The organism is Kitasatospora sp. NPDC056800, assembly GCF_042789775.1.
Classification (GTDB): Bacteria; Actinomycetota; Actinomycetes; order Streptomycetales; family Streptomycetaceae; genus Kitasatospora.
Genome location: NZ_JBHUAL010000007.1, coordinates 24,567 through 46,096, shown reverse-complemented (window position 1 = coordinate 46,096; position 21,530 = coordinate 24,567). Strand labels below are relative to the sequence as shown.

General features: G+C 73.6%; 20 protein-coding genes and 1 pseudogene. 8 read left to right on the top strand and 13 right to left on the bottom strand.

Annotation, left to right across the window (positions count from 1 at the left end; translation table 11 throughout):
* Positions 1–162: 162 nt before the first annotated feature.
* From sucB to cobU, 6 genes and pseudogenes are all read right to left on the bottom strand, one after another.
* A complete protein-coding gene (gene sucB, locus ACFRQN_RS03200) occupies positions 163–1,965 on the bottom strand; it encodes a 2-oxoglutarate dehydrogenase, E2 component, dihydrolipoamide succinyltransferase (protein WP_380737816.1) in 1,803 nt (600 codons plus the stop codon).
* Positions 1,966–2,045: 80 nt separating this feature from the next.
* A complete protein-coding gene (gene lpdA / locus ACFRQN_RS03195; protein ID WP_107086631.1) occupies positions 2,046–3,452 on the bottom strand; it encodes a dihydrolipoyl dehydrogenase in 1,407 nt (468 codons plus the stop codon).
* A gap of 411 nt (positions 3,453–3,863) precedes the next feature.
* The gene (locus ACFRQN_RS03190) at positions 3,864–5,366 is read right to left on the bottom strand and encodes a leucyl aminopeptidase (protein ID WP_380737814.1); all 1,503 of its coding nucleotides are present in this window, start codon (positions 5,364–5,366) and stop codon (positions 3,864–3,866) included.
* Between the two features lie 259 nt (positions 5,367–5,625).
* Positions 5,626–6,417 (bottom strand): adenosylcobinamide-GDP ribazoletransferase, encoded by a 792-nt coding sequence (locus tag ACFRQN_RS03185; RefSeq protein WP_380737812.1) that lies wholly within the window; start codon positions 6,415–6,417, stop codon positions 5,626–5,628.
* 119 nt (positions 6,418–6,536) lie between these two features.
* Positions 6,537–7,661: a nicotinate-nucleotide--dimethylbenzimidazole phosphoribosyltransferase gene (locus ACFRQN_RS03180; RefSeq protein ID WP_049651854.1), complete on the bottom strand. Its 1,125-nt coding sequence runs from the start codon at positions 7,659–7,661 to the stop codon at positions 6,537–6,539.
* Positions 7,662–7,689: 28 nt separating this feature from the next.
* Positions 7,690–8,250, bottom strand: a pseudogene (gene cobU, locus ACFRQN_RS03175) (bifunctional adenosylcobinamide kinase/adenosylcobinamide-phosphate guanylyltransferase); the annotation flags it as partial.
* Between the two features lie 123 nt (positions 8,251–8,373).
* Here cobU and ACFRQN_RS03170 point away from each other — a divergent pair.
* Positions 8,374–8,574: a hypothetical protein gene (locus tag ACFRQN_RS03170; RefSeq protein ID WP_049651853.1), complete on the top strand. Its 201-nt coding sequence runs from the start codon at positions 8,374–8,376 to the stop codon at positions 8,572–8,574.
* A 30-nt stretch (positions 8,575–8,604) separates the two neighbouring features.
* On the opposite strand, the gene ACFRQN_RS03165 is transcribed toward ACFRQN_RS03170, so the two are convergent.
* Positions 8,605–9,345, bottom strand: a complete 741-nt coding sequence (locus ACFRQN_RS03165; protein WP_181970803.1) for a class I SAM-dependent methyltransferase — start codon at positions 9,343–9,345, stop codon at positions 8,605–8,607.
* A 179-nt stretch (positions 9,346–9,524) separates the two neighbouring features.
* Positions 9,525–10,124 carry a DUF3043 domain-containing protein gene (locus ACFRQN_RS03160; RefSeq protein WP_380737810.1) on the bottom strand — a complete coding sequence of 200 codons (600 nt, stop codon included), beginning with the start codon at positions 10,122–10,124 and terminating at the stop codon, positions 9,525–9,527.
* A 316-nt stretch (positions 10,125–10,440) separates the two neighbouring features.
* Here ACFRQN_RS03160 and ACFRQN_RS03155 point away from each other — a divergent pair, with 316 nt between their 5' ends.
* Positions 10,441–11,229 (top strand): PspA/IM30 family protein, encoded by a 789-nt coding sequence (locus ACFRQN_RS03155; RefSeq protein WP_049651861.1) that lies wholly within the window; start codon positions 10,441–10,443, stop codon positions 11,227–11,229.
* Between the two features lie 37 nt (positions 11,230–11,266).
* Positions 11,267–11,560 (top strand): hypothetical protein, encoded by a 294-nt coding sequence (locus ACFRQN_RS03150; protein WP_049651850.1) that lies wholly within the window; start codon positions 11,267–11,269, stop codon positions 11,558–11,560.
* 81 nt (positions 11,561–11,641) lie between these two features.
* On the opposite strand, the gene nadA is transcribed toward ACFRQN_RS03150, so the two are convergent.
* Positions 11,642–12,826: a quinolinate synthase NadA gene (gene nadA / locus ACFRQN_RS03145; protein WP_375874022.1), complete on the bottom strand. Its 1,185-nt coding sequence runs from the start codon at positions 12,824–12,826 to the stop codon at positions 11,642–11,644.
* 191 nt (positions 12,827–13,017) lie between these two features.
* Between nadA and ACFRQN_RS03140 the strand changes: the two genes are divergently transcribed.
* From ACFRQN_RS03140 to ACFRQN_RS03130, 3 genes are all read left to right on the top strand, one after another.
* Positions 13,018–13,941, top strand: a complete 924-nt coding sequence (locus tag ACFRQN_RS03140; RefSeq protein ID WP_074000885.1) for an NADP-dependent oxidoreductase — start codon at positions 13,018–13,020, stop codon at positions 13,939–13,941.
* 139 nt (positions 13,942–14,080) lie between these two features.
* A complete protein-coding gene (locus ACFRQN_RS03135; RefSeq protein WP_049651848.1) occupies positions 14,081–14,545 on the top strand; it encodes an Lrp/AsnC family transcriptional regulator in 465 nt (154 codons plus the stop codon).
* 199 nt (positions 14,546–14,744) lie between these two features.
* On the top strand, positions 14,745–16,112 hold the full coding sequence (locus ACFRQN_RS03130) for a pyridoxal-dependent decarboxylase (protein ID WP_107086443.1): 1,368 nt from the start codon (positions 14,745–14,747) through the stop codon (positions 16,110–16,112).
* Between the two features lie 62 nt (positions 16,113–16,174).
* Here the strand turns inward: ACFRQN_RS03130 and ACFRQN_RS03125 are convergent, their stop codons facing one another.
* Complete coding sequence (locus tag ACFRQN_RS03125; RefSeq protein ID WP_380737807.1) at positions 16,175–17,032, bottom strand: GNAT family N-acetyltransferase; 858 nt, start codon at positions 17,030–17,032, stop codon at positions 16,175–16,177.
* 245 nt (positions 17,033–17,277) lie between these two features.
* Between ACFRQN_RS03125 and erpA the strand changes: the two genes are divergently transcribed.
* The gene (erpA, locus tag ACFRQN_RS03120; RefSeq protein ID WP_049651846.1) at positions 17,278–17,631 is read left to right on the top strand and encodes an iron-sulfur cluster insertion protein ErpA; all 354 of its coding nucleotides are present in this window, start codon (positions 17,278–17,280) and stop codon (positions 17,629–17,631) included.
* 74 nt (positions 17,632–17,705) lie between these two features.
* On the opposite strand, the gene ACFRQN_RS03115 is transcribed toward erpA, so the two are convergent.
* Complete coding sequence (locus ACFRQN_RS03115; RefSeq protein WP_380737805.1) at positions 17,706–18,398, bottom strand: hypothetical protein; 693 nt, start codon at positions 18,396–18,398, stop codon at positions 17,706–17,708.
* Positions 18,399–18,510: 112 nt separating this feature from the next.
* Positions 18,511–18,717: a hypothetical protein gene (locus ACFRQN_RS03110; RefSeq protein ID WP_049651844.1), complete on the bottom strand. Its 207-nt coding sequence runs from the start codon at positions 18,715–18,717 to the stop codon at positions 18,511–18,513.
* 272 nt (positions 18,718–18,989) lie between these two features.
* Here ACFRQN_RS03110 and ACFRQN_RS03105 point away from each other — a divergent pair, with 272 nt between their 5' ends.
* Complete coding sequence (locus ACFRQN_RS03105) at positions 18,990–19,967, top strand: carbohydrate kinase family protein (RefSeq protein WP_049651843.1); 978 nt, start codon at positions 18,990–18,992, stop codon at positions 19,965–19,967.
* Here ACFRQN_RS03105 and ACFRQN_RS03100 read toward each other — a convergent pair.
* On the bottom strand, positions 19,960–21,480 hold the full coding sequence (locus ACFRQN_RS03100; protein WP_380737803.1) for a cysteine desulfurase/sulfurtransferase TusA family protein: 1,521 nt from the start codon (positions 21,478–21,480) through the stop codon (positions 19,960–19,962). The two genes, ACFRQN_RS03105 and ACFRQN_RS03100, sit on opposite strands and share 8 nt — an antisense overlap.
* Positions 21,481–21,530 lie beyond the last annotated feature (50 nt).

The window sequence follows — 21,530 nt, the reverse complement described above, 5'->3', positions numbered from 1 at the left end:
TTCGGCCGCCTCCGCGCATGCCACGACTCGACACGGGCCCGTGCCCGGTGTGCCCGGGGTCCCGGAACCCGGTGCGCCCGGGGGCCGGGAACGGCGGAACCCCGCGCCGTCCGGGGACGACGCGGGGTTCCGTACGCGGGGTGCCGCGGGGACCCGGTGGGGTCAGAGGCCGAGCTCGACCTCGAACTCGCCGGCCTCCAGGATCTCCTTGACCGCGACCAGGTAGCGGGCGGCGTCGGCGCCGTCCACCAGGCGGTGGTCGTAGGAGAGCGACAGGTAGGTCATGTCGCGGATGCCGATGGCGGTGCCGCCGTCGGCCTCGATGACGACCGGGCGCTTGACGGTGGCGCCGATGCCCAGGATGGCGACCTGGTTCGGCGGCACGATCACGGTGTCGAACAGCGCACCGCGCGAGCCGGTGTTGCTGATGGTGAAGGTGGCGCCGGACAGCTCGTCCGGGGTGATCTTGCTGTCGCGGACCTTGCTGGCCAGCTCGGCGGTCTTCTTCGAGATGCCGGCGATGTTGAGGTCGCCCGCGCCCTTGATGACCGGGGTCATCAGGCCCTTCTCGGAGTCCACCGCGATACCGATGTTCTCGGTGTCGAAGTAGGTGACCGTGCCCTCGGCGTCGTTGATCCGGGCGTTGACGACCGCGTGGACCTTCAGCGCCTGGGCGGCGGCCTTGACGAAGAACGGCATCGGGGAGAGCTTGACGCCCTCGCGGGCCAGGAAGCCCTCCTTCGCCTTGGCGCGCAGCGACATGATCTTGGTGACGTCCACCTCGACCACGCTGGTCAGCTGGGCCTGCTCGTGCAGCGCCTTCAGCATGTTGTCGCCGATGACCTTGCGCATGCGGGTCATCTTGACGGTCTGACCGCGCAGGGCGGACGGCGCGGCGGCGGCCTTCGGGGCGGCGGCCGGGGCGGCAGCGGCGACCGGGGCCGGAGCGGCCTTGGCGGCCTCCGCGGCGGCGATGACGTCCTGCTTGCGGATGCGGCCGCCGACGCCGGTGCCGGCGACGGAGGACAGCGCGACGCCGTGCTCGGCGGCGAGCTTGCGCACCAGCGGGGTGACGTAGGCGTCACCGCTGTCGGCCACCGGGGCGGCCGGGGCGACCGGAGCCGGAGCGGCAACGGGGGCCGGAGCGGCAACCGGGGCGGGAGCGGCAACCGGAGCCGGGGCGGCGACCGGAGCCGGGGCGGCGACCGGAGCGGCCGGAGCGACGGGGGCCGGGGCAGCGACCGGAGCCGGGGCGGCAACGGGAGCCGGAGCGGCAACCGGAGCCGGAGCCGGAGCGGCAACCGGAGCCGGAGCGGCGACCGGGGCCGGGGCGGCGGCGACGGCACCGGCGGCACCGATCAGCGCGAGCTGGGCGCCGACCTCGGCGGTCTCGTCCTCGGCGACCAGGATCTTCACCACGGTGCCGGCGACCGGCGACGGGATCTCGGTGTCGACCTTGTCGGTCGACACCTCCAGCAGCGGCTCGTCGACCTCGACGGTGTCGCCCTCGGCCTTCAGCCAGCGGGTGACGGTGCCCTCGGTGACCGACTCGCCCAGAGCGGGCAGCAGCACCGGGGTGGCGTCGGCGGCCGGAGCGGCGGCCGGGGCCGGGGCGGCAACGGGGGCCGGAGCGGCGACCGGAGCCGGGGCGGCGACCGGAGCGGGGGCGGCGACCGGGGCCGACGCGGCCTCGACGGCCGGGGCCGCGGCGGCGACCGGGGCGCCCGAGCCGTCGTCGATGATCGCCAGCTCGGCGCCCACCTCGACGGTCTCGTCCTCGGCGACCTTGATCGAGGCCAGGATGCCGGAGGCCGGGGCCGGGATCTCGGTGTCGACCTTGTCGGTCGACACCTCCAGCAGCGGCTCGTCGACCTCGACACGCTCACCCTCGGCCTTCAGCCAGCGGGTGACGGTGCCCTCGGAAACGCTCTCGCCCAGCGCGGGCAGTGTTACTGAGACCGCCATGGTTTCAGCGACTCCTATCAAGTCTTGCGTACGGGAAGTACTTGCGTACGGGAAGTACCGGGAAAGGGGGTGGGGCGTGATCAGTCGTGCGCGTGCAGCGGCTTGCCGGCCAGCGCCAGGTGCGCCTCGCCCAGGGCCTCGGACTGGGTCGGGTGCGCGTGGATGAGCTGCGCGACCTCGGCCGGGAGCGCCTCCCAGTTGTAGATCAGCTGGGCTTCACCGACCTGCTCGCCCATGCGGGCGCCGACCATGTGGACGCCGACCACGGCGCCGTCCTTGACCTGGACGAGCTTGATCTCGCCGGCGGTCTTCAGGATCTTGCTCTTGCCGTTGCCGGCCAGGTTGTACTTCAGGGTGACGACCTTGTCCTTGCCGTACAGCTCGACGGCCTTGGCCTCGGAGATGCCGACGGAGGCCACCTCGGGGTTGGAGTAGGTCACCCGCGGAACGCCGTCGTAGTCGATCGGCACCGGCTTGAGGCCGGCCAGGCGCTCGGCGACCAGGATGCCCTCGGCGAAGCCGACGTGGGCCAGCTGGAGGGTCGGGGCGAGGTCGCCGACGGCGGAGATGGTGGGCACGTTGGTGCGCATGTACTCGTCGACGAGGACGTAGCCGCGGTCCATCGCGACGCCGTTCTCCTCGTAGCCGAGGCCGGCCGAGACGGGGCCGCGGCCGATGGCGACGAGCAGCAGGTCGGCGTCGATCTGCTTGCCGTTCTCGGTGGAGACGCGGACACCGGTCTCGGTGTACTCCACGCCCGAGAAGCGGGCCTTCAGCTCGAACTTGATGCCGCGCTTGCGGAACGCGCGCTCCAGCAGCTTGGAGGAGTTCTCGTCCTCCAGCGGGACGAGGTGCGGCAGCGCCTCGACGATGGTGACCTCGACGCCGAAGGACTTCCAGACCGAGGCGAACTCGACGCCGATCACGCCGCCGCCGAGGATGACGACCGACTTCGGGATGCGGTCGAGCTTGAGGGCGTGGTCCGAGGAGATCACGCGGTTGCCGTCGATCTCCAGGCCCGGGATCGAGCGCGGCACGGAGCCGGTGGCCAGGACGATGTGGCGGCCTTCGATGCGCTGGCCGTTGACGTCCACCGAGGTCTGCGAGGAGAGCTTGCCCTCGCCCTGGATGAAGGTGACCTTGCGGGAGGCCACCAGGCCCTGGAGGCCCTTGTACAGGCCGGCGATCACGTCGTCCTTGTACTTGTGGACGCCGTTGATGTCGATGCCCTGGAAGGTGGCCAGGACGCCGAACTCGGCGGCCTCCTTCGTCTCGTCCGCGATCTCCGCGGCGTGCAGCAGCGCCTTGGTCGGGATGCAGCCGCGGTGCAGGCAGGTGCCGCCCAGCTCACCCTTCTCGACCAGGGCAACACTCAGGCCCAGCTGAGCGGCGCGGAGCGCCGCGGCGTAACCGCCGCTTCCGCCTCCGAGAATGACTACGTCGAAAACGGTGCTGGCGTCGTTCGCCACGTCACGTCCTCCATGCATGGGGTGGGTCGCCGGGCCGGTCGCGGTCCGGTGGGTCGGAAGCCTTTGTGGGGCGCCCAGTCGTGCCGGAAATACATCTTCGCACTTGTTCACGGTGGCTGATGTCCGGGTCCGCCCCAGGGGTGTCCCGCGGAGTGGTCACCGGGGCGGGAACGCCCCCGACGGAAGGGCATCATCGCAGCTCAGAGCGGTGTTGACAGCCGCCGGACGGGCGTCTTCCGCGCCATCCGCCACGGCTTCTTCCGCACTGTGGAACAAAGTTTCGCCCGCAGCGAACAGGCGTGCGTCGCGGCGCTCCGGCCTACTCGCGGGTAACCGGGCCGGAACGCCGACGGGGCCCGGCGCACACGCGCCGGGCCCCGTCGCAGCGGGTCCTGGACCGGGGGACGCCCCGGGTCAGGGGTGTCCGGGTCAGGCCTTGCCGTTCGCCCGCTGCTCGGCGAAGCGGACCAGGGTGCGCACCGCGCTCGCGGTGCCGCCCTTCGGGGTGTAGCCGTACGGCGCGCTCTCGTGGAACGCCGGGCCGGCGATGTCCAGGTGCGCCCAGTCGGTGCCCTCGGCCACGAACTCCTTCAGGAACAGGCCGGCCACCAGGCCGCCGCCCATCCGCTCGCCCATGTTGGCCAGGTCGGCGATGGTCGACTCGGTCATGCCCTTGCGCAGGTCGGCCGGCAGCGGCATCGGCCAGGACTGCTCGCCCACCTCGCCGGCCAGGGCGTGCAGGCCGTCGCGCAGCTCGTCGTTGTTCGACATCACACCGAAGGTGCGGTTGCCCAGGGCCAGCACCATGGCGCCGGTCAGGGTGGCCACGTCGACGATGACGTCCGGGTTCTCCTCGCCGGCCCGCACGATCGCGTCGGCCAGCACCAGGCGGCCCTCGGCGTCGGTGTTCAGCACCTCGACGGTCTTGCCGCCGTACATCCGCAGCACGTCGCCGGGGCGGGTGGCGGAGCCGGACGGCATGTTCTCGGCCAGCGCCAGCCAGCCGGTCACGTTGACGGCCAGGCCCAGGCGCTTGGCGGCCACCACGGCGGCGAACACGGCGGCGGCGCCGGCCATGTCGCACTTCATGGTCTCGTTGTGGCCGGCCGGCTTCAGCGAGATGCCGCCCGAGTCGTAGGTGATGCCCTTGCCGACGAACGCCAGGGTGGCCTTGGCCTTCGGGTGGGTGTAGGCCACCTTCACCAGGCGGGGCGGGTTCGCCGAGCCAATGCCGACGCCGATCAGGCCGCCGAAGCCGCCCTTGGTCAGCGCCTTCTCGTCCAGCACCTCGACCTTGAGGCCGTGCTCCTTGCCGGCCGCCTGGGCGAGCGCGGCGAAGCTCTTCGGGTTCAGGTCGTTCGGCGCGGTGTTGACCAGGTCGCGGGCCCGGTTCATCTCCTCGCCGATCGCGGTGGCGCGCTCCACGGCGGCCTTGGCGTCCTTGCTGCCCTTGCGGGCGGCCAGCACGACCAGCTCGCCGACCGGCTCCTTGCCGTTGCCGTCGCCCTTGTAGGTGCCGAAGGCGTACGAGCCGAGCAGGCCGCCCAGCGCGACCGCCTCGATGTCCGCCGCGGACTCGGCCGGCAGGGCCAGCGCGGCCTTCTTGGCACCGGCCAGGGTGCGGGCGGCGACACCGGCGGCGCGGCGCAGCGTCTCCAGCGCGTAACCGTCCTCGGCGGCCTCGCCCAGGCCGACCGCGAGCACGAGCGCGGCCTTCAGGCCGGCGGGGGAGGGGACCTTGACGGCCTCGCCCTCGGCGCCGGTCGCGCCCAGGGTGCTGAGGACCTCGGTCAGCTTGCCCTCGAACGCCTCGTTCACGGCCTCGGCACCGGGGGCCAGCACGATGCCCTTCGGGCCCTTCGCGACACCGACCACCAGGGCGTCCGCGCGCAGCGAGGCGGCGGAGGAGGTGCTCACAGACAATGCAGTCACGTAATGCGTCCTGTTCTTTCGCGGTCCACGGCCGGCCACGGCGAGGCTGCCGCACCGGCGCAGCCCGCGCCGTCGCAGGCCGTCCGCCGGCGGGCCTCCGGGTCCGGGCCCCCTGGCTGCGCGCGTCCGCCGGGGTGGCCGCGTACACCAGAGGCCCCGGCTCCTCGGTACGCGCCGGGCGGGCAGGACCTGCCACGGTGCAGGGCTGCGGTGCTCCACGCATGGTAGTCCGCATGGTGGGATCACGCGCCGCCCGGTGTCAGCCGAGCAACGCCAGGGCGAACAGCGAGGCGGTCGCGGCGGTTTCGGCCATCGCGCCGAGCACGTCCCCGGTGATCCCGCCGAACCTGCGCACGCACCGCCGGAGCAGCAGCCAGGAGCAGCCCGTGCCGACCGCAACGGCCAGCGGGAGGCGGAGAACTGACCATCCGTCGAGCAGTCCGGCCGCGGCCAGGGCGAGCGCGGCGGCGGCCGTCGCGGCGGCGGCCCCGGCGGGCGGCACGGTGCCCGCGACCATCGCCCCCAGCCCGCCCGGCCGGGCGGCCGGCACCGAGCGCAGACAGCCCCAGGCGAGCGCGCAGCGGGCGGCCGTCGCCGAGGCGAGCACCACGAGCGCGCCGCGCAGCGGGGAGTGGCCGAACTGTCCGGCCAGCGCGGCCACCTGGGCGAGCAGGACGAGGACCAGGGTCAGGACGCCGAACGGACCGATGTCGGACTGCTTCATGATGCGCAGCGCGTCCTCGGCCGGCTTCCCGCTGCCCAGCCCGTCGGCGACGTCCGCCAGGCCGTCCAGGTGCAGACCCCGGGTCAGCCCGGCGAGCACCCCCACCGCGGCCACCGCGCCGAGCGGCCCGCCCGCCCGCCAGGCCACCAGGGCCCCGACCACGGCCGCCAGGGTGCCCAGCACCAGCCCGACCACCGGGGCCGTCACCATCGCCCGGGCCGCCGCGGCCCGGTCCCAGCGCTCCACCCGCACCCGCAGCACGGACAGCGTCCCGAACCCGAACCGCAGGCCCTCGGCCCAGCCGGCCCGGTCGCCGCGGTCCGTCATGTGCGTGTTCCTCTCGAAGGGTCAGACAGCAGGACAGTCAGACAGCAGGACAGTAGGAGAGGGCGGGAAAGCAAGAACGCCCCGGCGAAGGGGCGTTCTCCGGACGGCCGGGGCCGCCGCTACAGCTTCCGCAGCAGATCCGCCGCCGAGGGCAGCCTCGGCTGCTCCTTCGGCGCGCCCGGCGCCGCCGGCACGAAGGGCTTCGGCGCCTCGTCCGCGAGCACGTCCCCCGCGGCCTGGAGCAGCGGCAGCGCCAGCAGCGCGCCGACGCCCTCGCCCATGGTGATGCCCTGGTCCTGCAGCGGCGTCAGGGTCAGCCGGTCGTACGCCTTCGCCTGGGCCGGCTCGCCGCTGGACTGCCCGGCGCGCCACCACTCCGGAGCCCGGAAGGCGATCCGCTGCGCGACCAGCGCGCAGGCCGCCGAGACCACGCCGTCCAGCACCACCGGCAGCCGTCGGACGGCCGCCTGGAGCAGGAAGCCGGTGATCGCGGCGAAGTCGGCGCCGCCGGTGGCGCCGAGCAGGGCCAGCTGGTCGCCGAGCACCGGCCGGGCCCGCCGCAGCGAGTCCCGGATGGTGGCGCACTTGACCATCCACACCCGGTCGTCGATCCCGGAGCCGCGCCCGGTCACCGCCGCCGCGTCGGTCCCGCAGAGCGCGCCGACCAGCACGCCGGCCACCGTGGTGGCGCCGACCCCGAGGTCGCCGAGCAGCACCAGGTCGGTGCCGGCGTCGGCCTCCTCGTCGGCGACGGCCATGCCGGCCCGGAACGCCCGGACGGTCTCCTGGGCGGTGAGCGCGTCCTCGACGTCGATCCGCCCGGAGCCGCGCCGGATCCGGTGGGCGACCACCTCGTCCGGGAAGTCGGTCGGGTCGGCGTCCACGGCGACGTCGACGACCCGCACCTGGGCGCCGTAGCGCGCGGCCAGCCGGGACACCGGCGCGCTGCCGTCGAGCACGGCCCGCACCCGGGCCGCGGTGCCGCCCCGGGCGGGCATCCGGGAGACCCCGAGCGCCGCCACGCCGTGGTCGGCGGCGAACAGCAGCACCTTGGGGGCGGAGACGGGCAGCACCGGCGAGCGCCCCTGTACGGAGGCCAGCCAGCTGCCCAGCTCCTCGAGCCGGCCGAGCCCGCCGCGCGGCCGGTCGGCCGCCTGCCAGCGCTCCTCGGCGGCCCGCCGGGCGCTCTCGTCGGGGCGCTCGACGAGCGAGGAGAACGTATCGAGATCCACGGTCGTGTCCATCGTCCGGAAGGCTACACGGCGCGGGTGTTCAGCCAACGGCTGGCTTGACGGTCAGCACCTGACCGGCCACCACCAGCAGGACCCGCTCGGAGGCGTCCGCCACGGCCATGTTGAGCCGGCCCAGGGTGTCGCGGAAGCGGCGGCCCGCGGCGGTGGCCGGGACGACGCCCATGCCGACCTCGTTGCTCACCGCGACGGCGGTCCGTCCGGTGGCCGCCCAGGCCCGCGCCAGCGCCTCGCAGCGGCGCTGCACGGCGGCCTCGCCGCCGGCCGCCCAGACCTCGTCGTCCCAGGCGCCGCACTCGTCCATCACGGCGGTCAGCCACAGGGCGAGGCAGTCGACCAGCACCGGTGCCGGGTCGTCCGGGTCGGCCAGCACGGCCTCCAGGTCGCAGGTCTCGGCGGTGCGCCAGCTCGCCGGCCGGCGCTCCCGGTGCAGCGCGACCCGCTGGGCCCACTCGGCGTCGCCGTCGCGGGTGCCGCCGGTGGCCACGTACAGGACGTCCGGACGGTCGGCGAGCAGCTGCTCGGCGCGGGTGGACTTGCCGGAGCGGGCGCCGCCGAGCAGCAGGGTGCGGGGCAGCGGGGGACGGGTGGGCTCGGATCGGGTCGCCATGCCGTCCATCCTGCCGGAGCAGGCATACGGAAGATCGGGCCGGGCAGGCTATGGTGCGCAGCAACACAGGCAGCGTGGTCAGTGGGAGGAGCCGGCATGGTCTGGACGTGGCGGTACGAGAAGGCGGACGGCAGCGCGGTGACGCCGGGCGCCGGCCAGGAGGAGTTCGCCGGCCAGGGGGACGCCGAGACCTGGATCGGGGAGACCTGGAAGCAGCTCGCGGAGGACGGTGTGGACACCGCGGTGCTGCTGGAGGACGACCGGGTCGTCTACTCGATGAGCCTGGGCGAGGAGTAGCGCGGACGGGGTGGAGCGGCCGCGGCGCGGCTACTTCGCCCCGATCACGTGCAGGAGCGCGGCGACCTGCCGGTACGGGTCGGTGCGGCCGGCCCGGTCCTCGGCTTCCAGGAGCTGGGCCAGCTGCCGCCCGTCCACCGGCGGGGCCGCGTCGTCCGGGGCGCTGTCGGTGAAGACCCGCACGCCGTACCAGTGCCGCAGCGGGACGGACACCTCGGAGAGGGTGACGGTGAGGTCGGCGAGCCGGTCGGCCCGTGCGGCCAGTCCGAGCCGGTTGTAGTACCGGTCGCTCTCGAAGGCGTGCAGGGCGGCCCGCCAGTCCCCGGCGGCGGCCGGCCGCAGGGCGAGCGCGTCGCGGTTGCGGACCAGCAGCGAGAGCAGCCCCCCGGGCGCCAGCAGCCGGGCCAGCGAGGCGATCATCGGGTCCGGGTCGGGCAGGTACATCAGGACGCCGTGGCAGAGCACCACGTCGAAGCTGCGCGGGCCGAACCAGCGCCCGCACTGGTGGCCGTCGCCGCTGAGCAGCTGCATCCGGCCGCGGACCTCCGGCGGCTCCTCGGCGAGCGCCCCCTGGGCGACGCCGAGCGCGACCGGGTCCGAGTCGATCCCGGTGACGTAGTGGCCGGCCCGGGCCAGCCGCAGGGCCTGGGTGCCCTGGCCGCAGCCGATGTCGAGGACGCGCTGCCCGCTGCGGCCGGCCAGCTGTTCGGCGAGCTGGCGGGCGACGAGCTCCTGGCGGACGAAGTTGCGCAGCCCGCCGAGCCGGTCCAGCCAGGCGCCGGTGCCGCCCGCGAAGGAGCCGCTGCGCGAGGGCAGCCGGCGCTCCTGGGCGAGGCGGTCGTGGCCGCCGTCGCCCTGCCCCGGCAGCGCGCCGCCCTGCCCGGGGAGTGCGTAGAGGCCGGGCCCCTCCCAGGAGGGCGGGGCCCAGCCGGAGCCGACCGGTTCGGCGGTCAGGGCTTCTCCCCGCGCCGCACCTGCGGCTTGGGCAGGCGCAGCCGGCGCATCTGGAGGGTGCGCATGATGCCGTACGCGACGGCGCCGCGGGTGTTCTGGTCGGCGAAGCGCTCGGCCAGCTGCTTGCGCAGGCCGAAGCCGAGGCGGACGAAGTCCAGGATCACCAGCACGAAGAACAGCAGGAACAGCAGCGTGGAGAGCAGCTGGAGCGCCGGCACCTTGACGATGCTGAGCACCAGGATGACCACGGCGGCCGGCAGGAAGAACTCGGCCAGTGACCAGCGGGAGTCCACGTAGTCGCGGGCGAACTTGCGCACCGGGCCCTTGTCACGGGCCGGCAGGTGGCGCTCGTCGCCGTTCACCAGCGCCTGGCGCTGCTTCTCGCGCTCGGCGCGCATCCGCTCGCGCCCCTGGCGGGCGGCCTCCTTGCGGTCCTTGGGCACGGTCACCCGGGTACGCCGGTTGGCCTCGGCCTCACTGCGCTTGGGGGTGGGGCGGCCCTTCTTGGCCTGCGGATCGCGGGCCTGGGTCGTCTCGTCCTGCTTCTCCAGCACGGTGGCGGAGGCGGCGGCATCATCTGAACGGCGTCGGAACACACCACCAGCGTACGGGGTGCGACGCGGCTTCCACGGGCGCCCTCGGAACCGAACGCATATCGATACCGCCAGGTCGCCGTCCGAAGCGGGTTTCCCGGGCCCTTCCCGTAGGGGATCAGTCGGATGGACGATGGGGGGGATGAGGGGCGGATCCACCCGGGGGAGGAGGAAACGCCACTGGTCGCTGTAGCAGTCTTGTTGCAGGCAGGTGCACTGCGGCGAAGGGCTCGCTGCACATACACTCGTCGTGTCTGGTAACGAGATAGAGACCGCAGGCCGGAGAAGGGGGCACCCGAGGCCCATGAGCGACGGAATCATGAAGCGTATGGGGCTGATCTTCCGCTCCAAGGCGAACAAGGCCTTGGATCGGGCGGAGGATCCGCGTGAGACGCTTGACTACTCCTACCAGAAGCAGCTTGAGCTGCTCCAGAAGGTACGGCGTGGTGTCGCGGATGTCGCGACCTCGCGCAAGCGGCTCGAACTCCAGCTGACGCAGCTCCAGCAGCAGTCGGCGAAGTACGAGGACCAGGGCCGCAAGGCGCTGTCGCTCGGCCGGGAGGACCTCGCCCGCGAGGCGCTGACCCGCAAGGCCAACATGCAGTCGCAGATCAACGACCTGGAGACGCAGTACCAGCAGCTCCAGGCCGAGGAGGAGAAGCTCACCCTCGCCTCCCAGCGACTTCAGGCCAAGGTGGACGCCTTCCGCACCAAGAAGGAGACCATCAAGGCGACGTACACCGCCGCCCAGGCGCAGACCCGCATCGCCGAGTCCTTCTCCGGGATCTCGGAGGAGATGGGCGACGTCGGCCTGGCGATCCAGCGTGCCGAGGACAAGACCGCCCAGATGCAGGCCCGGGCGGGCGCGATCGACGAGCTGCTGGCCTCCGGTGCGCTCGACGACGCGAGCGGTCTCGGCCGCAAGGACGACATCGAGGCCGAGCTGGAGCGGGTGGCCGGCGGTTCCGACGTCGAGCTGGAGCTGGCCCGGATGAAGGCCGAGCTCTCCGGTCCCTCCTCGGCCGGCCCCGCCGCGATCGAGCAGGGCAAGCAGGACGTCCAGCCGCAGCCGCAGCAGGACACCCCGCGCATCAACTACAACAAGTGATCTGAGCTCGACCCCACGAACCAGGGAGACGCACGGCATGATCATGAGGGTCATGGGTGAGGGGCAGTACGAGGTGGGCGACGACCACCTGAACCTGCTCAACGAGCTCGACGCCGAGCTCGTCACCGCAGTGGAGTCGGGGGACGAGGCGCTCTTCCGTGAGGCCTACGGCAAGCTCATCGAGGCGGTGAAGCAGTACGGCACCCCGGTGCCGCTGGATTCGCTGGAGCCGTCCGAGCTGATCCTGCCGAGCGCCGACGCGACGATCGACGAGGTCCGCGAGCTGCTGATGGCCGACGGCGAGGGCGTGATCCCGGGCTTCCCGGAGTAGGGCCGCGGCCGCTGCCAGACGAAAGGGCGGGCCCCCTCCACCACGGAGGGGGCCCGCCCTTCGGCTGTTGTCCGCGGACGGCTACGGCAGGGCCAGCATCCGGTCCAGCGCCGCCTTGGCGTACGTCTCGGTCTCCGGGTCGACGGTGATCACGTTCGGCACCCGGCCCTCGACCAGCGACTCCAGCGCCCAGACCAGGTGCGGCAGGTCGATCCGGTTCATGGTCGAGCAGAAGCAGACCGCCCGGTCCAGGAAGACGATCTCCTTGTCCGGGTGCGCCTTGGCCAGGCGGCGGACCAGGTTCAGCTCGGTGCCGATGGCCCACTTGGAGCCGGGCTCGGCGGCGTCCAGCGCCTTGATGATGTACTCGGTCGAGCCCACCATGTCGGCGGCCGCGACGACCTCGTGCTTGCACTCGGGGTGCACCAGGACGTTCACGCCGGGGATCCGCTCGCGGACGTCGTTCACCGAGTCCAGGCTGAACCGGCCGTGCACCGAGCAGTGGCCGCGCCAGAGGATCATCTTGGCGTCCCGCAGCTGCTCGGCGGTCAGGCCGCCGTTCGGCCGGTGCGGGTTGTAGACGACGCAGTCGTCCAGCGAGAAGCCCATGTCCCGTACGGCGGTGTTGCGGCCGAGGTGCTGGTCGGGCAGGAAGAGCACCTTCTGCCCCTGCTCGAAGGCCCACTCCAGGGCGCGCTTGGCGTTGGAGGAGGTGCAGATGAGGCCGCCGTGCCGGCCGGTGAAGGCCTTGATGTCGGCGGAGGAGTTCATGTACGAGACCGGGACGGTGGCGTCGGCTATGCCGGCGTCGGTCAGCACGTCCCAGCACTCGGCGACCTGCTCGGCGGTGGCCATGTCGGCCATCGAGCAGCCGGCCGCGAGGTCCGGCAGGACGACCTGCTGGCGGTCGCTGGTGAGGATGTCCGCGGACTCGGCCATGAAGTGCACGCCGCAGAAGACGATGTACTCGGCCTCGGGGCGGGCGGCCGCGTCGCGGGCGAGCTTGAAGGAGTCGCCGGTGACGTCGGCGAACTCGATCACCTCGTCGCGCTGGTAGTGGTGGCCGAGGATGAAGACGCGGTCGCCGAGCGCGGCCTTGGCCGCGCGGGCGCGCTCGACGAGGTGGGGGTCGGAGGCCGGGGGGAGGTCACCGGGGCATTCGACGCCGCGCTCGCTGTTCGGGTCGGCCTCGCGGCCGAGCAGCAGCAGAGCGAGCGGCGTCGGAGTGGGGTCGACGCCGTGGGTCTCGGTGATGGTGGTGGTCACGGGCGGGTGCCCTTCTGTGCGGCCGAGCTAGCGGTGGGGCCTTTTCGTCTAACTGACGCTATCTATTCTAACCGCTTAGCGTCAGAGTGACGATGGCCATCCTGTCGATGTGACGAGAACCGCTCGTCGAATCGGATGCTTCCGGGCGTGGCCGAATCGATACTTCGAAGCCGACGGGTATGGCTGAGCCCATGAAAGCAATCGCGATCAACCGCTACGGCGGCCCCGAGGTGGTCGAGTACACCGACCTGCCCGACCCCAAGGTCGGGCCCGACTCCGTACTGGTCGAGGTCCGGGCGGCCGGGGTGAACCCGGTGGACTGGAAGGTCCGGGACGGCGCCCTGGACGGCATCCTCGACGCGCACTTCCCGCTGGTCATGGGCTGGGACGTGGCCGGCGTGGTCCGCGCGGTCGGCGGCGGGATCACCGAGTTCGCCCCGGGCGACGAGGTGTACGGCTACGTCCGCAAGGACGCCGTCGAGCACGGCACCTACGCCGAACTGGTCTCCGCGCCGGTCCGCACCCTGGCCCGCAAACCGGCCGCGCTGGACTGGGCGCAGGCCGGCGGCCTGCCGCTGGCCGGGCTCACCGCCCTGCAGGGCCTGCGGGCGCTGCGCCTCGCCGAGGGGGAGACCGTCCTGGTGCACGCCGCCGCGGGCGGGGTCGGCCACCTGGCGGTGCAGGTGGCCCGGGCCCGCGGCGCCCGGGTGATCGGCACCGCGGCCGAGCGCAACCACGACTTCCTGCGCGGCCTCGGCGCCGAGCCGGTGGTGTACGGCGAGGGCCTGGCCGACCGGGTCCGCGCGCTCGCCCCCGACGGGGTGGACGCCGCCCTCGACCTGGTCGGCCACGGCGCCGTCCAGCTCTCGGCCGGCCTGGTGGCGGACCCGGGCCGGATCGCCTCGATCACCGACTACGGGGTCAAGGCGCTCGGCGGCCGGTACGTCTGGGTCCGCCCGGACGCCGACGACCTCGCCGAGCTGGCCGCGCTCGCCGACGACGGCCGGCTGACCGTCACCGTCGCCTCCACCTTCCCGCTGGCCCAGGCCGCCTCCGCCCAGGCGCTCAGCGCCGAGGGCCGCACCCGGGGGAAGATCGTGCTGCTCGTCCCGTGACGGCCGCCCGCCCGTCATCCGACGGCGGTGAACTCGTCCAGGTCATCCGCCAGAATGGTGGCGAACCGTTTCGGCAGTGGCAGCCCACCGCCGGAGCGCCCCGCCGAACCCCCCGTACGACCCGTGGAGCCCCTCACCCATGACCAGCAGCCGAGCGCACGAGGTGGTCGGGGCCGACCTGGACGAGACCGACCGGCTCCTGCTCGCCCGGCTCGGCAGCGACGGCCGCGCCTCGTACGCCGAGATCGGGCTGCAGGTGAACCTCTCCGCCACCGCCGTGCGCCGGCGGATCGACCGGCTGCGGGCGCGCGGCGTGGTGCGGGGCTTCACCGTGGTGCTCGACCCGTCCGTGCTGGGCTGGCAGACCGAGGCCTTCGTCGAGGTCTACTGCCGCGAGCGCACCGCCCCCGAGGAGATCCTCGCCAGCCTGCGGCAGTTCCCCGAGGTGGTCGCCGCCTGGACGGTCACCGGCGACCCGGACGCCCTGGTGCACCTGCGGGCCGCCGACATGCGCCACCTGGAGGCCGTCATCGAGCGCATCCGGCGCGAGCCCGGAGTGCAGCGCAGCCGCTCCTCGGTGGTCCTCTCCCAGCTCATCGGCTGACCGCCCGCCGGCCGCCCCCGGACCGTACGCAGGAATCCTGCGCGGACCCGCCCGAAGACGCCCGAAACCTGCCTGACCAGCCGCGTTCCGACGCGCGGGGAGGGCCCGGTGCTGCCTACGCTGATCACGTCCGGTCGTCGCGGTGAAGCGTCCCGCCGACCGGACGCCCCCCGACACCCCCACGCCGAGAGGGACCGCCGTGTCCGCAGCACCCGACCGCATGCACCGGCCCGACAACGAGCTGGTCGACCTGGTTTTCGACTACATGCGGGAGCGGCTGCAGTACGACCCCGTCCCGCTCGACCACCCCGGTGACGGCGAGCACCTGCGCACCCAGCTGGCCGGCCTGCTGAACCAGGACGGCAACAACCCGGTCGACGTGCTCAAGCTCTACGACCACGAGCTGTCCCGGGCGGTCATCTCCGCCGACAGCCCCCGCTACCTGTCCTTCATCCCGTGCGCCCCGACCAAGGCCGCGCTGCTGTTCGACATGGTCGTCTCCTGCGCCTCCCTCCAGGGCATCTCCTGGCTGGAGGCGGCCGGCGCGATCGCCGCCGAGAACCAGGTGCTGCGCCTGATCGCCGACCGCGCGGGCCTGCCCCAGTCGGCCGGCGGCTGCTTCGTGTCCGGCGGCTCGGCGGGCAACCTCTCCGCCCTGGTGGTCGCCCGCGACACCGCCCGCCGCAAGCTGGGTGTCGGCCCGGAGGCCCGGCTGCGGATAGCCGTCGCCGACCAGGTGCACTCCTCGGTCAAGAACACCTTCAACATCATCGGCGTCGAGGCCTTCAAGGTCCCGACCGTCAACCGGCGGTTCACCGGCGAGGCGCTGCGCGCCGCCCTGGCCGCCGACCCCGACCCGGAGACGGTGATCGCCGTCGTCGGCACCGCCGGCACCACCAACGAGGGCATCGTCGACGACCTGGCCGGCCTGGCCGAGGTCGCCCGCGAGCGCGACCTCTGGTTCCACGTGGACGGCGCCTACGGCGGCGCCGGCCTGTTCGCCCCCTCGGTGCGCGAGCGCTACAACGGCATCGAGCACGCCGACTCCTTCGTGGTCGACCCGCACAAGTGGCTGTTCGCCCCCTTCGACTGCGCCGCGCTGATCTACCGCAACCCGCAGCTCGCCCGCGCCGTGCACACCCAGGACGCCTCCTACCTGGACGTCCTGCACACCGAGGGCGACGAGTGGAACCCCACCGACTACGCCTACCACCTGACCCGGCGCGCCCGCGGCCTGCCGCTCTGGTTCTCGCTGGCCGTCCACGGCGTCCAGGCCTACACCGACGCCATCGAGGCCGGCCTCACCCTGGCCCGGGAGACGGCCCAGCTGATCCGCGAGAGCGAGCACCTGGAGCTGCTGTTCGACCCGCAGCTCTCGGCGGTCTGCTTCAAGCGCAGGGGCTGGACCAACGACGACTACTACCGCTGGTCGCAGCAGCTGCTCGCGGACCAGATCGGCTTCGTCACCCCCACCGGCTGGGACGGCGAGACGGTCGCCCGCTTCGCCTTCCTGCACCCGGGCACCACCATGGAGATGGTCAAGGAGATCCTGGACACCATGGTCTGAGCCCCCTGACGTCCGTACGGCCCCCTCCGGAGCGCTCCGGAGGGGGCCGTACGCGTGCCCGTCTACAGGAACGCCCCGTTCGGCAGGTACGGCGCCGGCGGCCGCATCCCGCGCACCCCGACGAAGCCGCCGGTCTCCGGCGTCAGCCCGACCTCCAGCCCGACGTCCAGCGCCCACTCCTGCTCCGCGGTCAGGTACTCCACCCGCGCCTCGGCCCCGTCCGGCACCCGGGCCAGCGCCTCGCGCAGCAGCCGGGCCCCGATCCGCTTGCTGGTGGCCGCCAGCAGCCGCACCGTGCCGCCGTCCCGGTAGCAGTAGCCGCTGCCGGCCAGCGCGTCCGCGACCAGCAGCTCCTCGAAGTGCCCGAGCATCAGCTCGTGGTCCGGCCCGTGCGCGGACCCGCGCAGCCGGCGGTCCACCGAGTCCAGCAGGTGCAGGTGGGTGGCGTTGCCGCGGTGCACCGGTATGTCGCCCGGATCGATCAGCCCCTGCCGGTCCACCGTCCCGGTCAGCCGCATCGCCGGGTGCAGGGTGAACCCGGCCAGCCGGTAGCGGCGGGCCGCCGCCGGGGAGCCGGAGGCGCAGACCATCCCGCGCAGGCAGCCCCGGGCGTGCGCCATCGCCCGTTCGAACAGCAGCCGCCCCACCCCCCGGCCCTGCGCGGACGGCCGGACGGCGAATAGCGAGGGCGTCCACAGGCCCTCGCGGCGCATCGACAGCACCACCCCGACCGCCTGCCCGCCGCTCTCCGCCAGCCAGCAGCCCCCGGGATCGGTGCGCGCCAGGTGCCTGGTCCGGGCCAGCTGCAGCGGGGTCGGCCGCGCGGGGTCGTCGGACGGCGGTGCGGCGAACGCGGCGAAGGACAGTTCCCGGACGACCTCCGCGTCCGCTGCGGTGTCCCTGACCTGGCGAAGGATCATGCCGACCATCCTGGCGTCCGACGGGCGGCCGTGGGGCCCGTTCACCCGGATCCGTGCCTCGGGCGGTGACCGGCCCTCCGGGGGTGTGCGAGCATGGGGAGCGTAGGGGACGCGGGTGGCACACCCGGCCTACGGACAACCAGCCGCGAACAGGCCGCAGAAATCGATCGCCGCCCGGGAAATGAAACCGGACGGCCGTTGGTTGGCACTGGCGGCAGACCGTCGTCAAGACCGGGAGAAAGCAGATGACCGTCCAGGACGAGACCACCGTCGAGAGTGGCATCCTCCTCACCGATGCCGCCGCGGCCAAGGTCAAGGCCCTGCTGGAGCAGGAAGGCCGCGAGGACCTCGCGCTGCGCGTCGCCGTCCAGCCCGGTGGCTGCTCCGGCCTGCGTTACCAGCTGTTCTTCGACGAGCGCTCGCTCGACGGTGACGTGATCAAGGACTTCGACGGCGTCAAGGTCGTCACCGACCGGATGAGCGCCCCGTACCTGGGCGGCGCCACCGTCGACTTCGTCGACACCATCGAGAAGCAGGGCTTCACCATCGACAACCCGAACGCCACCGGCTCCTGCGCCTGCGGCGACTCGTTCAGCTAAGCCCGCTGCGGAAGGCGGCCCCGGGGTGATCCCCGGGGCCGCCTTTCCGTTTCCGCCCGCGGGCGCCGCGGCGCCTACCGCCCGGCGACGTCCGGGGTGACCGGGTCCGGCCCCATGTGCGGGTCGCCCTCCAGCGGCAGCTCCTGACCGCTCGTCCTGTCGACCACCGTCCGCCCGGCCAGCGGCGAGCGCAGGTCGGCCGCGACCGACTGCCGCTTGGCCAGCGCGTTGCACACCTGCCCCGGCTGGACGGTGGGCGGGCCCGGCACGACCAGCACGTCCACCCGGCCCGGCTGCGACTCGTCCGCCTTCAGCGCGTACGTGGTGCAGACCCCGCCGAAGAAGTAGACGGTCAGCTTGGTGGTGCCGTCCACCCGGTAGGCGACCGGCGGACGGACGGGCGCGTCCGAACCGTTCGGGTTCGGCTCGCCCACCGCGATCCCGTTGCCCGGGGGAGTGGCCGGGGCCGGCTGCCCGGGCGGGGGCGAGGCCGGGCTGGGTGTGAAGCCGGTCGGCGGCTGGGCCGGCTGCGCGGCCCCGGAGGAACTCCCGGTCGGAGCCGCCGAGGACGGGCTCACGGAGTCCGCCGGGGCCTGCGGCGAGGCACTGGCCGAGGCGGACGCGGCGGCCGAGCCGCTCGTCGCCGCGTCCGAGGCGGGCTTGCCGCCGCCGCTGCCACAGCCGGCCACCGTCACCACCGCCGCCAGCACCAGCCCCGTCAGGGCCACCGCTCGCCGACCGCGCCGGGGCATCGTCTCCAGATCCATCTGCACATCCTCCCGAGGGTTCAGCGGTGCCGCCTCCTCGCCGCTCCGCGCGGATGTGACGTGCTCCGGTCGGATCCGGTTCCGCGCGCGGCTGATTCGGTCCGGCGCGGGCTCAGAAGCCGTACTCGGCCATCCCGGCGACCACCCGCTGGGCCCCGGAGGACACCCGGAACCCGGTCGAGGCGGGGGCGACGGGCTCCGGGCCGGCCGCGAGCTGCGGCCAGAACCGGCGCAGCCGCCGGGAGGAGTCCAGCAGGGCGTCGAGCGTCTCGCCGTCCTCGGTCCGCAGGACGGGCAGGGCACAGTGGTCGGTCATCATCCGGTATCGCTCCGATCCAGGGCCGCGGCCACGCTGCCGCGGTCGACGACGGGGCCCGCACGACGGGCCCCCCACGGCCGACCCTAGGCAGGGGCCCGGCCGCCCACCAGTGCTACCGGGAGGTAGTACACGGAGGAGGGCGACGGGTGCCACCATGGCCGTGGGGCGGCAACTTGCGGCACTCTTGCCGGGCGCTCCCCGGGGCCGGGTACCGTAGGCGGGTTCGTCCCCGCCTGCCCGCTGGCCCCGCAGCCACCCTGAGGAGACCCCCCGTGCGTATCGCCGTCGCCGGCTCGATCGCCACCGACCACCTGATGACGTTCCCCGGCCGGTTCGCCGACCAGCTCGTCGCCGAGCAGCTGCACACCGTGTCGCTGTCCTTCCTGGTCGACACCCTGGACATCCGCCGCGGCGGCGTCGCGCCGAACATCGCCTTCGGCATGGGTGTGCTCGGCCTGCGCCCGGTCCTGGTCGGCGCCGCCGGTGCGGACTTCGCCGAGTACCGCAGCTGGCTGGAGCGCAACAACGTGGACTGCGACTCCGTCCACATCTCCGAGACCCGGCACACCGCGCGCTTCATGTGCACCACGGACGAGGACCACAACCAGATCGCCTCGTTCTACACCGGTGCCATGGCCGAGGCCCGCAACATCGAGCTGAAGCCGATCGCCGACCGCGTCGGCGGCCTGGACCTCGTCCTCGTCGGAGCCGACGACCCGCAGGGCATGGTCCGCCACACCCAGGAGTGCCGCACCCGCGGCTACGCCTTCGCCGCCGACCCCTCCCAGCAGCTGGCCCGCCTGGAGGGCGAGGACATCCGCGAGATCGTGGACGGCGCCGCGTACCTCTTCACCAACGAGTACGAGGCCGCGCTGATCGAGACCAAGACCGGCTGGGGCGCCGAGGAGCTGCTCACCCGCGTCGGCACCCGGATCACCACCCTGGGCAGCAAGGGCGTCCGGATCGAGCGCAAGGGCGAGGCGCCGATCGTGGTCGGCTGCGCCAAGGAGGAGGCCAAGGTCGACCCGACCGGTGTCGGCGACGCCTTCCGCGCGGGCTTCCTGGCCGGCCTGTCCTGGGACCTCGACCTGGAGCGCTCCGCCCAGATCGGCTGCATGCTCGCCACCCTGGTGATCGAGACCGTCGGCACCCAGGAGTACGAGCTGCGCCCGGCCGCCTTCCTGAAGCGCTTCGAGGAGGCCTACGGCGCCGAGGCGGCCACCGAGATCAGCGCCCGCCTGGTCAAGTAGTCCGCCGGACGACGAGGTAGGCCGAGCCCCGGTCGCCGCCGTACTCGGCGGCCGGGGCCTCGCCCGCGTACTCCTGTCCGCGCATCCCGCACCAGGCCGGGATGTCCAGCCGGGCCGCCTCGTCGTCCGCCAGCACGACGACCGTGCCACCCGGCGGCACCTCGCCGATCCGCTTCGCCAGCTCGATCACCGGCAGCGGGCAGCGCTTGCCCAGCGCGTCGATCACTGTGACCCGCCCGCTCGCCTCCGGGCGCTCTGACCCGGCGCCGACGCTCCTCGCTCCGGCACTCCCTCCTCCGTCGGTCGCTTGTCGCTCCTCGCTTTCGGCACCGGCGCGCCCTTCGGCTCGGGGCGCAGCCCCGATCGCGGTGGGCGTCGGCGCCGGCAGGTCCAGCCCGAGCGGCGCCCGGACGCCGGCCACCAGGTCCGGCAGCACCGCGAGGAAGCGCTCCACGTCCGCCTCGGCCGTGCCGTACGGCAGCGAGACCCGGACGTTCCCCTCGGTGAGCACCCCCATCGCCGCCAGCACATGGCTGGGCGTCAGCGTGGACGAGGTGCAGGAGGAGCCGGAGGAGACCGCGAAGCCCGCCCGATCCAGCTCGGTCAGCAGCACCTCCCCGTCGACGTACAGACAGGAGAAGGTGACGATGTGCGGCAGCCGCCGCACCGGGTCGCCGACCACCTCGACCTCGGGCACCAGCCTCGGCACCCGGGTGCGGATCCGCTCCACCAGCGCGTGCAGCCGGGCGTTCTCCCGCTCGGCCTCGGCCCGGACGGCGCGCAGCGAGGCGGCCGCGGCCACGATCGCCGGGACGTTGACGTAGCCGGGCACCCGGCCGCCCTCGCGCTCGTCGGCCGGCAGCGGCGAGGCGTACCGGACGCCCTTGCGGACCGCCAGCACCCCGACCCCGGGCGGGCCGCCCCACTTGTGGGCGCTCGCGGTCAGCAGCGACCAGCCCGCCGGGACGTCCGCCCGACCGGCGCTCTGCGCCGCGTCCACCAGCAGCGGGACGCCGGCCCCGGCGCACAGCGCGGCGACCTCGCCGACCGGCTGCACCGTCCCGACCTCGTGGTTGGCGCTCTGCAGCGCGGCCAGCGCGGTGTCCGGTCGCAGCAGCGCGGCGAAGGCCGCCGGGTCGGCCCGGCCGCCCCGGTCGACCGGCGCCACCGACACCTCGCCCCCGGCGCTTTCGTGGCGTTCGGCGACGTGCAGCACGCTGGAGTGCTCCACCGCGGAGTGCACGAAGTGGCCGCCGCGCCGCCGGTTCCCGGCCAGCGCGCCCAGCAGGCCGAGCTGGACGGCCTGGGTGCCGCTCGCGGTGAAGGAGATCTCGTCCGCCCGGGTGCCCAGCACCGCGGCCACCGTCTCGCGGGCGGCGTCCAGCAGCATCCGGGCCTGCCGGCCGGAGCGGTACAGCCGGGCCGGATCGGCCCAGCCCTCGTCCAGGGCGGCGGTCAGCGCCTGCCGGGCGACGGGGTGCAGAGGGGCCGTCGAGGCCGCGTCGAAGTACACGGTCACATTTAACGACACACCCGGCCGCGTCCCCGGTCGGTCGCGCGGCT

What these genes read in the sequence shown, in the direction of transcription:
- sucB (WP_380737816.1), bottom strand. Translation starts at nt 1,965, where the DNA reads ATGGCGGTCTCAGTAACACTGCCCGCGCTGGGCGAGAGCGTTTCCGAG.
- lpdA (WP_107086631.1), bottom strand. Translation starts at nt 3,452, where the DNA reads ATGCATGGAGGACGTGACGTGGCGAACGACGCCAGCACCGTTTTCGAC.
- ACFRQN_RS03185 (WP_380737812.1), bottom strand. Translation starts at nt 6,417, where the DNA reads ATGACGGACCGCGGCGACCGGGCCGGCTGGGCCGAGGGCCTGCGGTTC.
- ACFRQN_RS03180 (WP_049651854.1), bottom strand. Translation starts at nt 7,661, where the DNA reads ATGGACACGACCGTGGATCTCGATACGTTCTCCTCGCTCGTCGAGCGC.
- ACFRQN_RS03170 (WP_049651853.1), top strand. Translation starts at nt 8,374, where the DNA reads ATGGTCTGGACGTGGCGGTACGAGAAGGCGGACGGCAGCGCGGTGACG.
- ACFRQN_RS03155 (WP_049651861.1), top strand. Translation starts at nt 10,441, where the DNA reads ATGAAGCGTATGGGGCTGATCTTCCGCTCCAAGGCGAACAAGGCCTTG.
- ACFRQN_RS03150 (WP_049651850.1), top strand. Translation starts at nt 11,267, where the DNA reads ATGATCATGAGGGTCATGGGTGAGGGGCAGTACGAGGTGGGCGACGAC.
- ACFRQN_RS03140 (WP_074000885.1), top strand. Translation starts at nt 13,018, where the DNA reads ATGAAAGCAATCGCGATCAACCGCTACGGCGGCCCCGAGGTGGTCGAG.
- ACFRQN_RS03135 (WP_049651848.1), top strand. Translation starts at nt 14,081, where the DNA reads ATGACCAGCAGCCGAGCGCACGAGGTGGTCGGGGCCGACCTGGACGAG.
- ACFRQN_RS03125 (WP_380737807.1), bottom strand. Translation starts at nt 17,032, where the DNA reads ATGATCCTTCGCCAGGTCAGGGACACCGCAGCGGACGCGGAGGTCGTC.
- erpA (WP_049651846.1), top strand. Translation starts at nt 17,278, where the DNA reads ATGACCGTCCAGGACGAGACCACCGTCGAGAGTGGCATCCTCCTCACC.
- ACFRQN_RS03115 (WP_380737805.1), bottom strand. Translation starts at nt 18,398, where the DNA reads ATGGATCTGGAGACGATGCCCCGGCGCGGTCGGCGAGCGGTGGCCCTG.
- ACFRQN_RS03110 (WP_049651844.1), bottom strand. Translation starts at nt 18,717, where the DNA reads ATGATGACCGACCACTGTGCCCTGCCCGTCCTGCGGACCGAGGACGGC.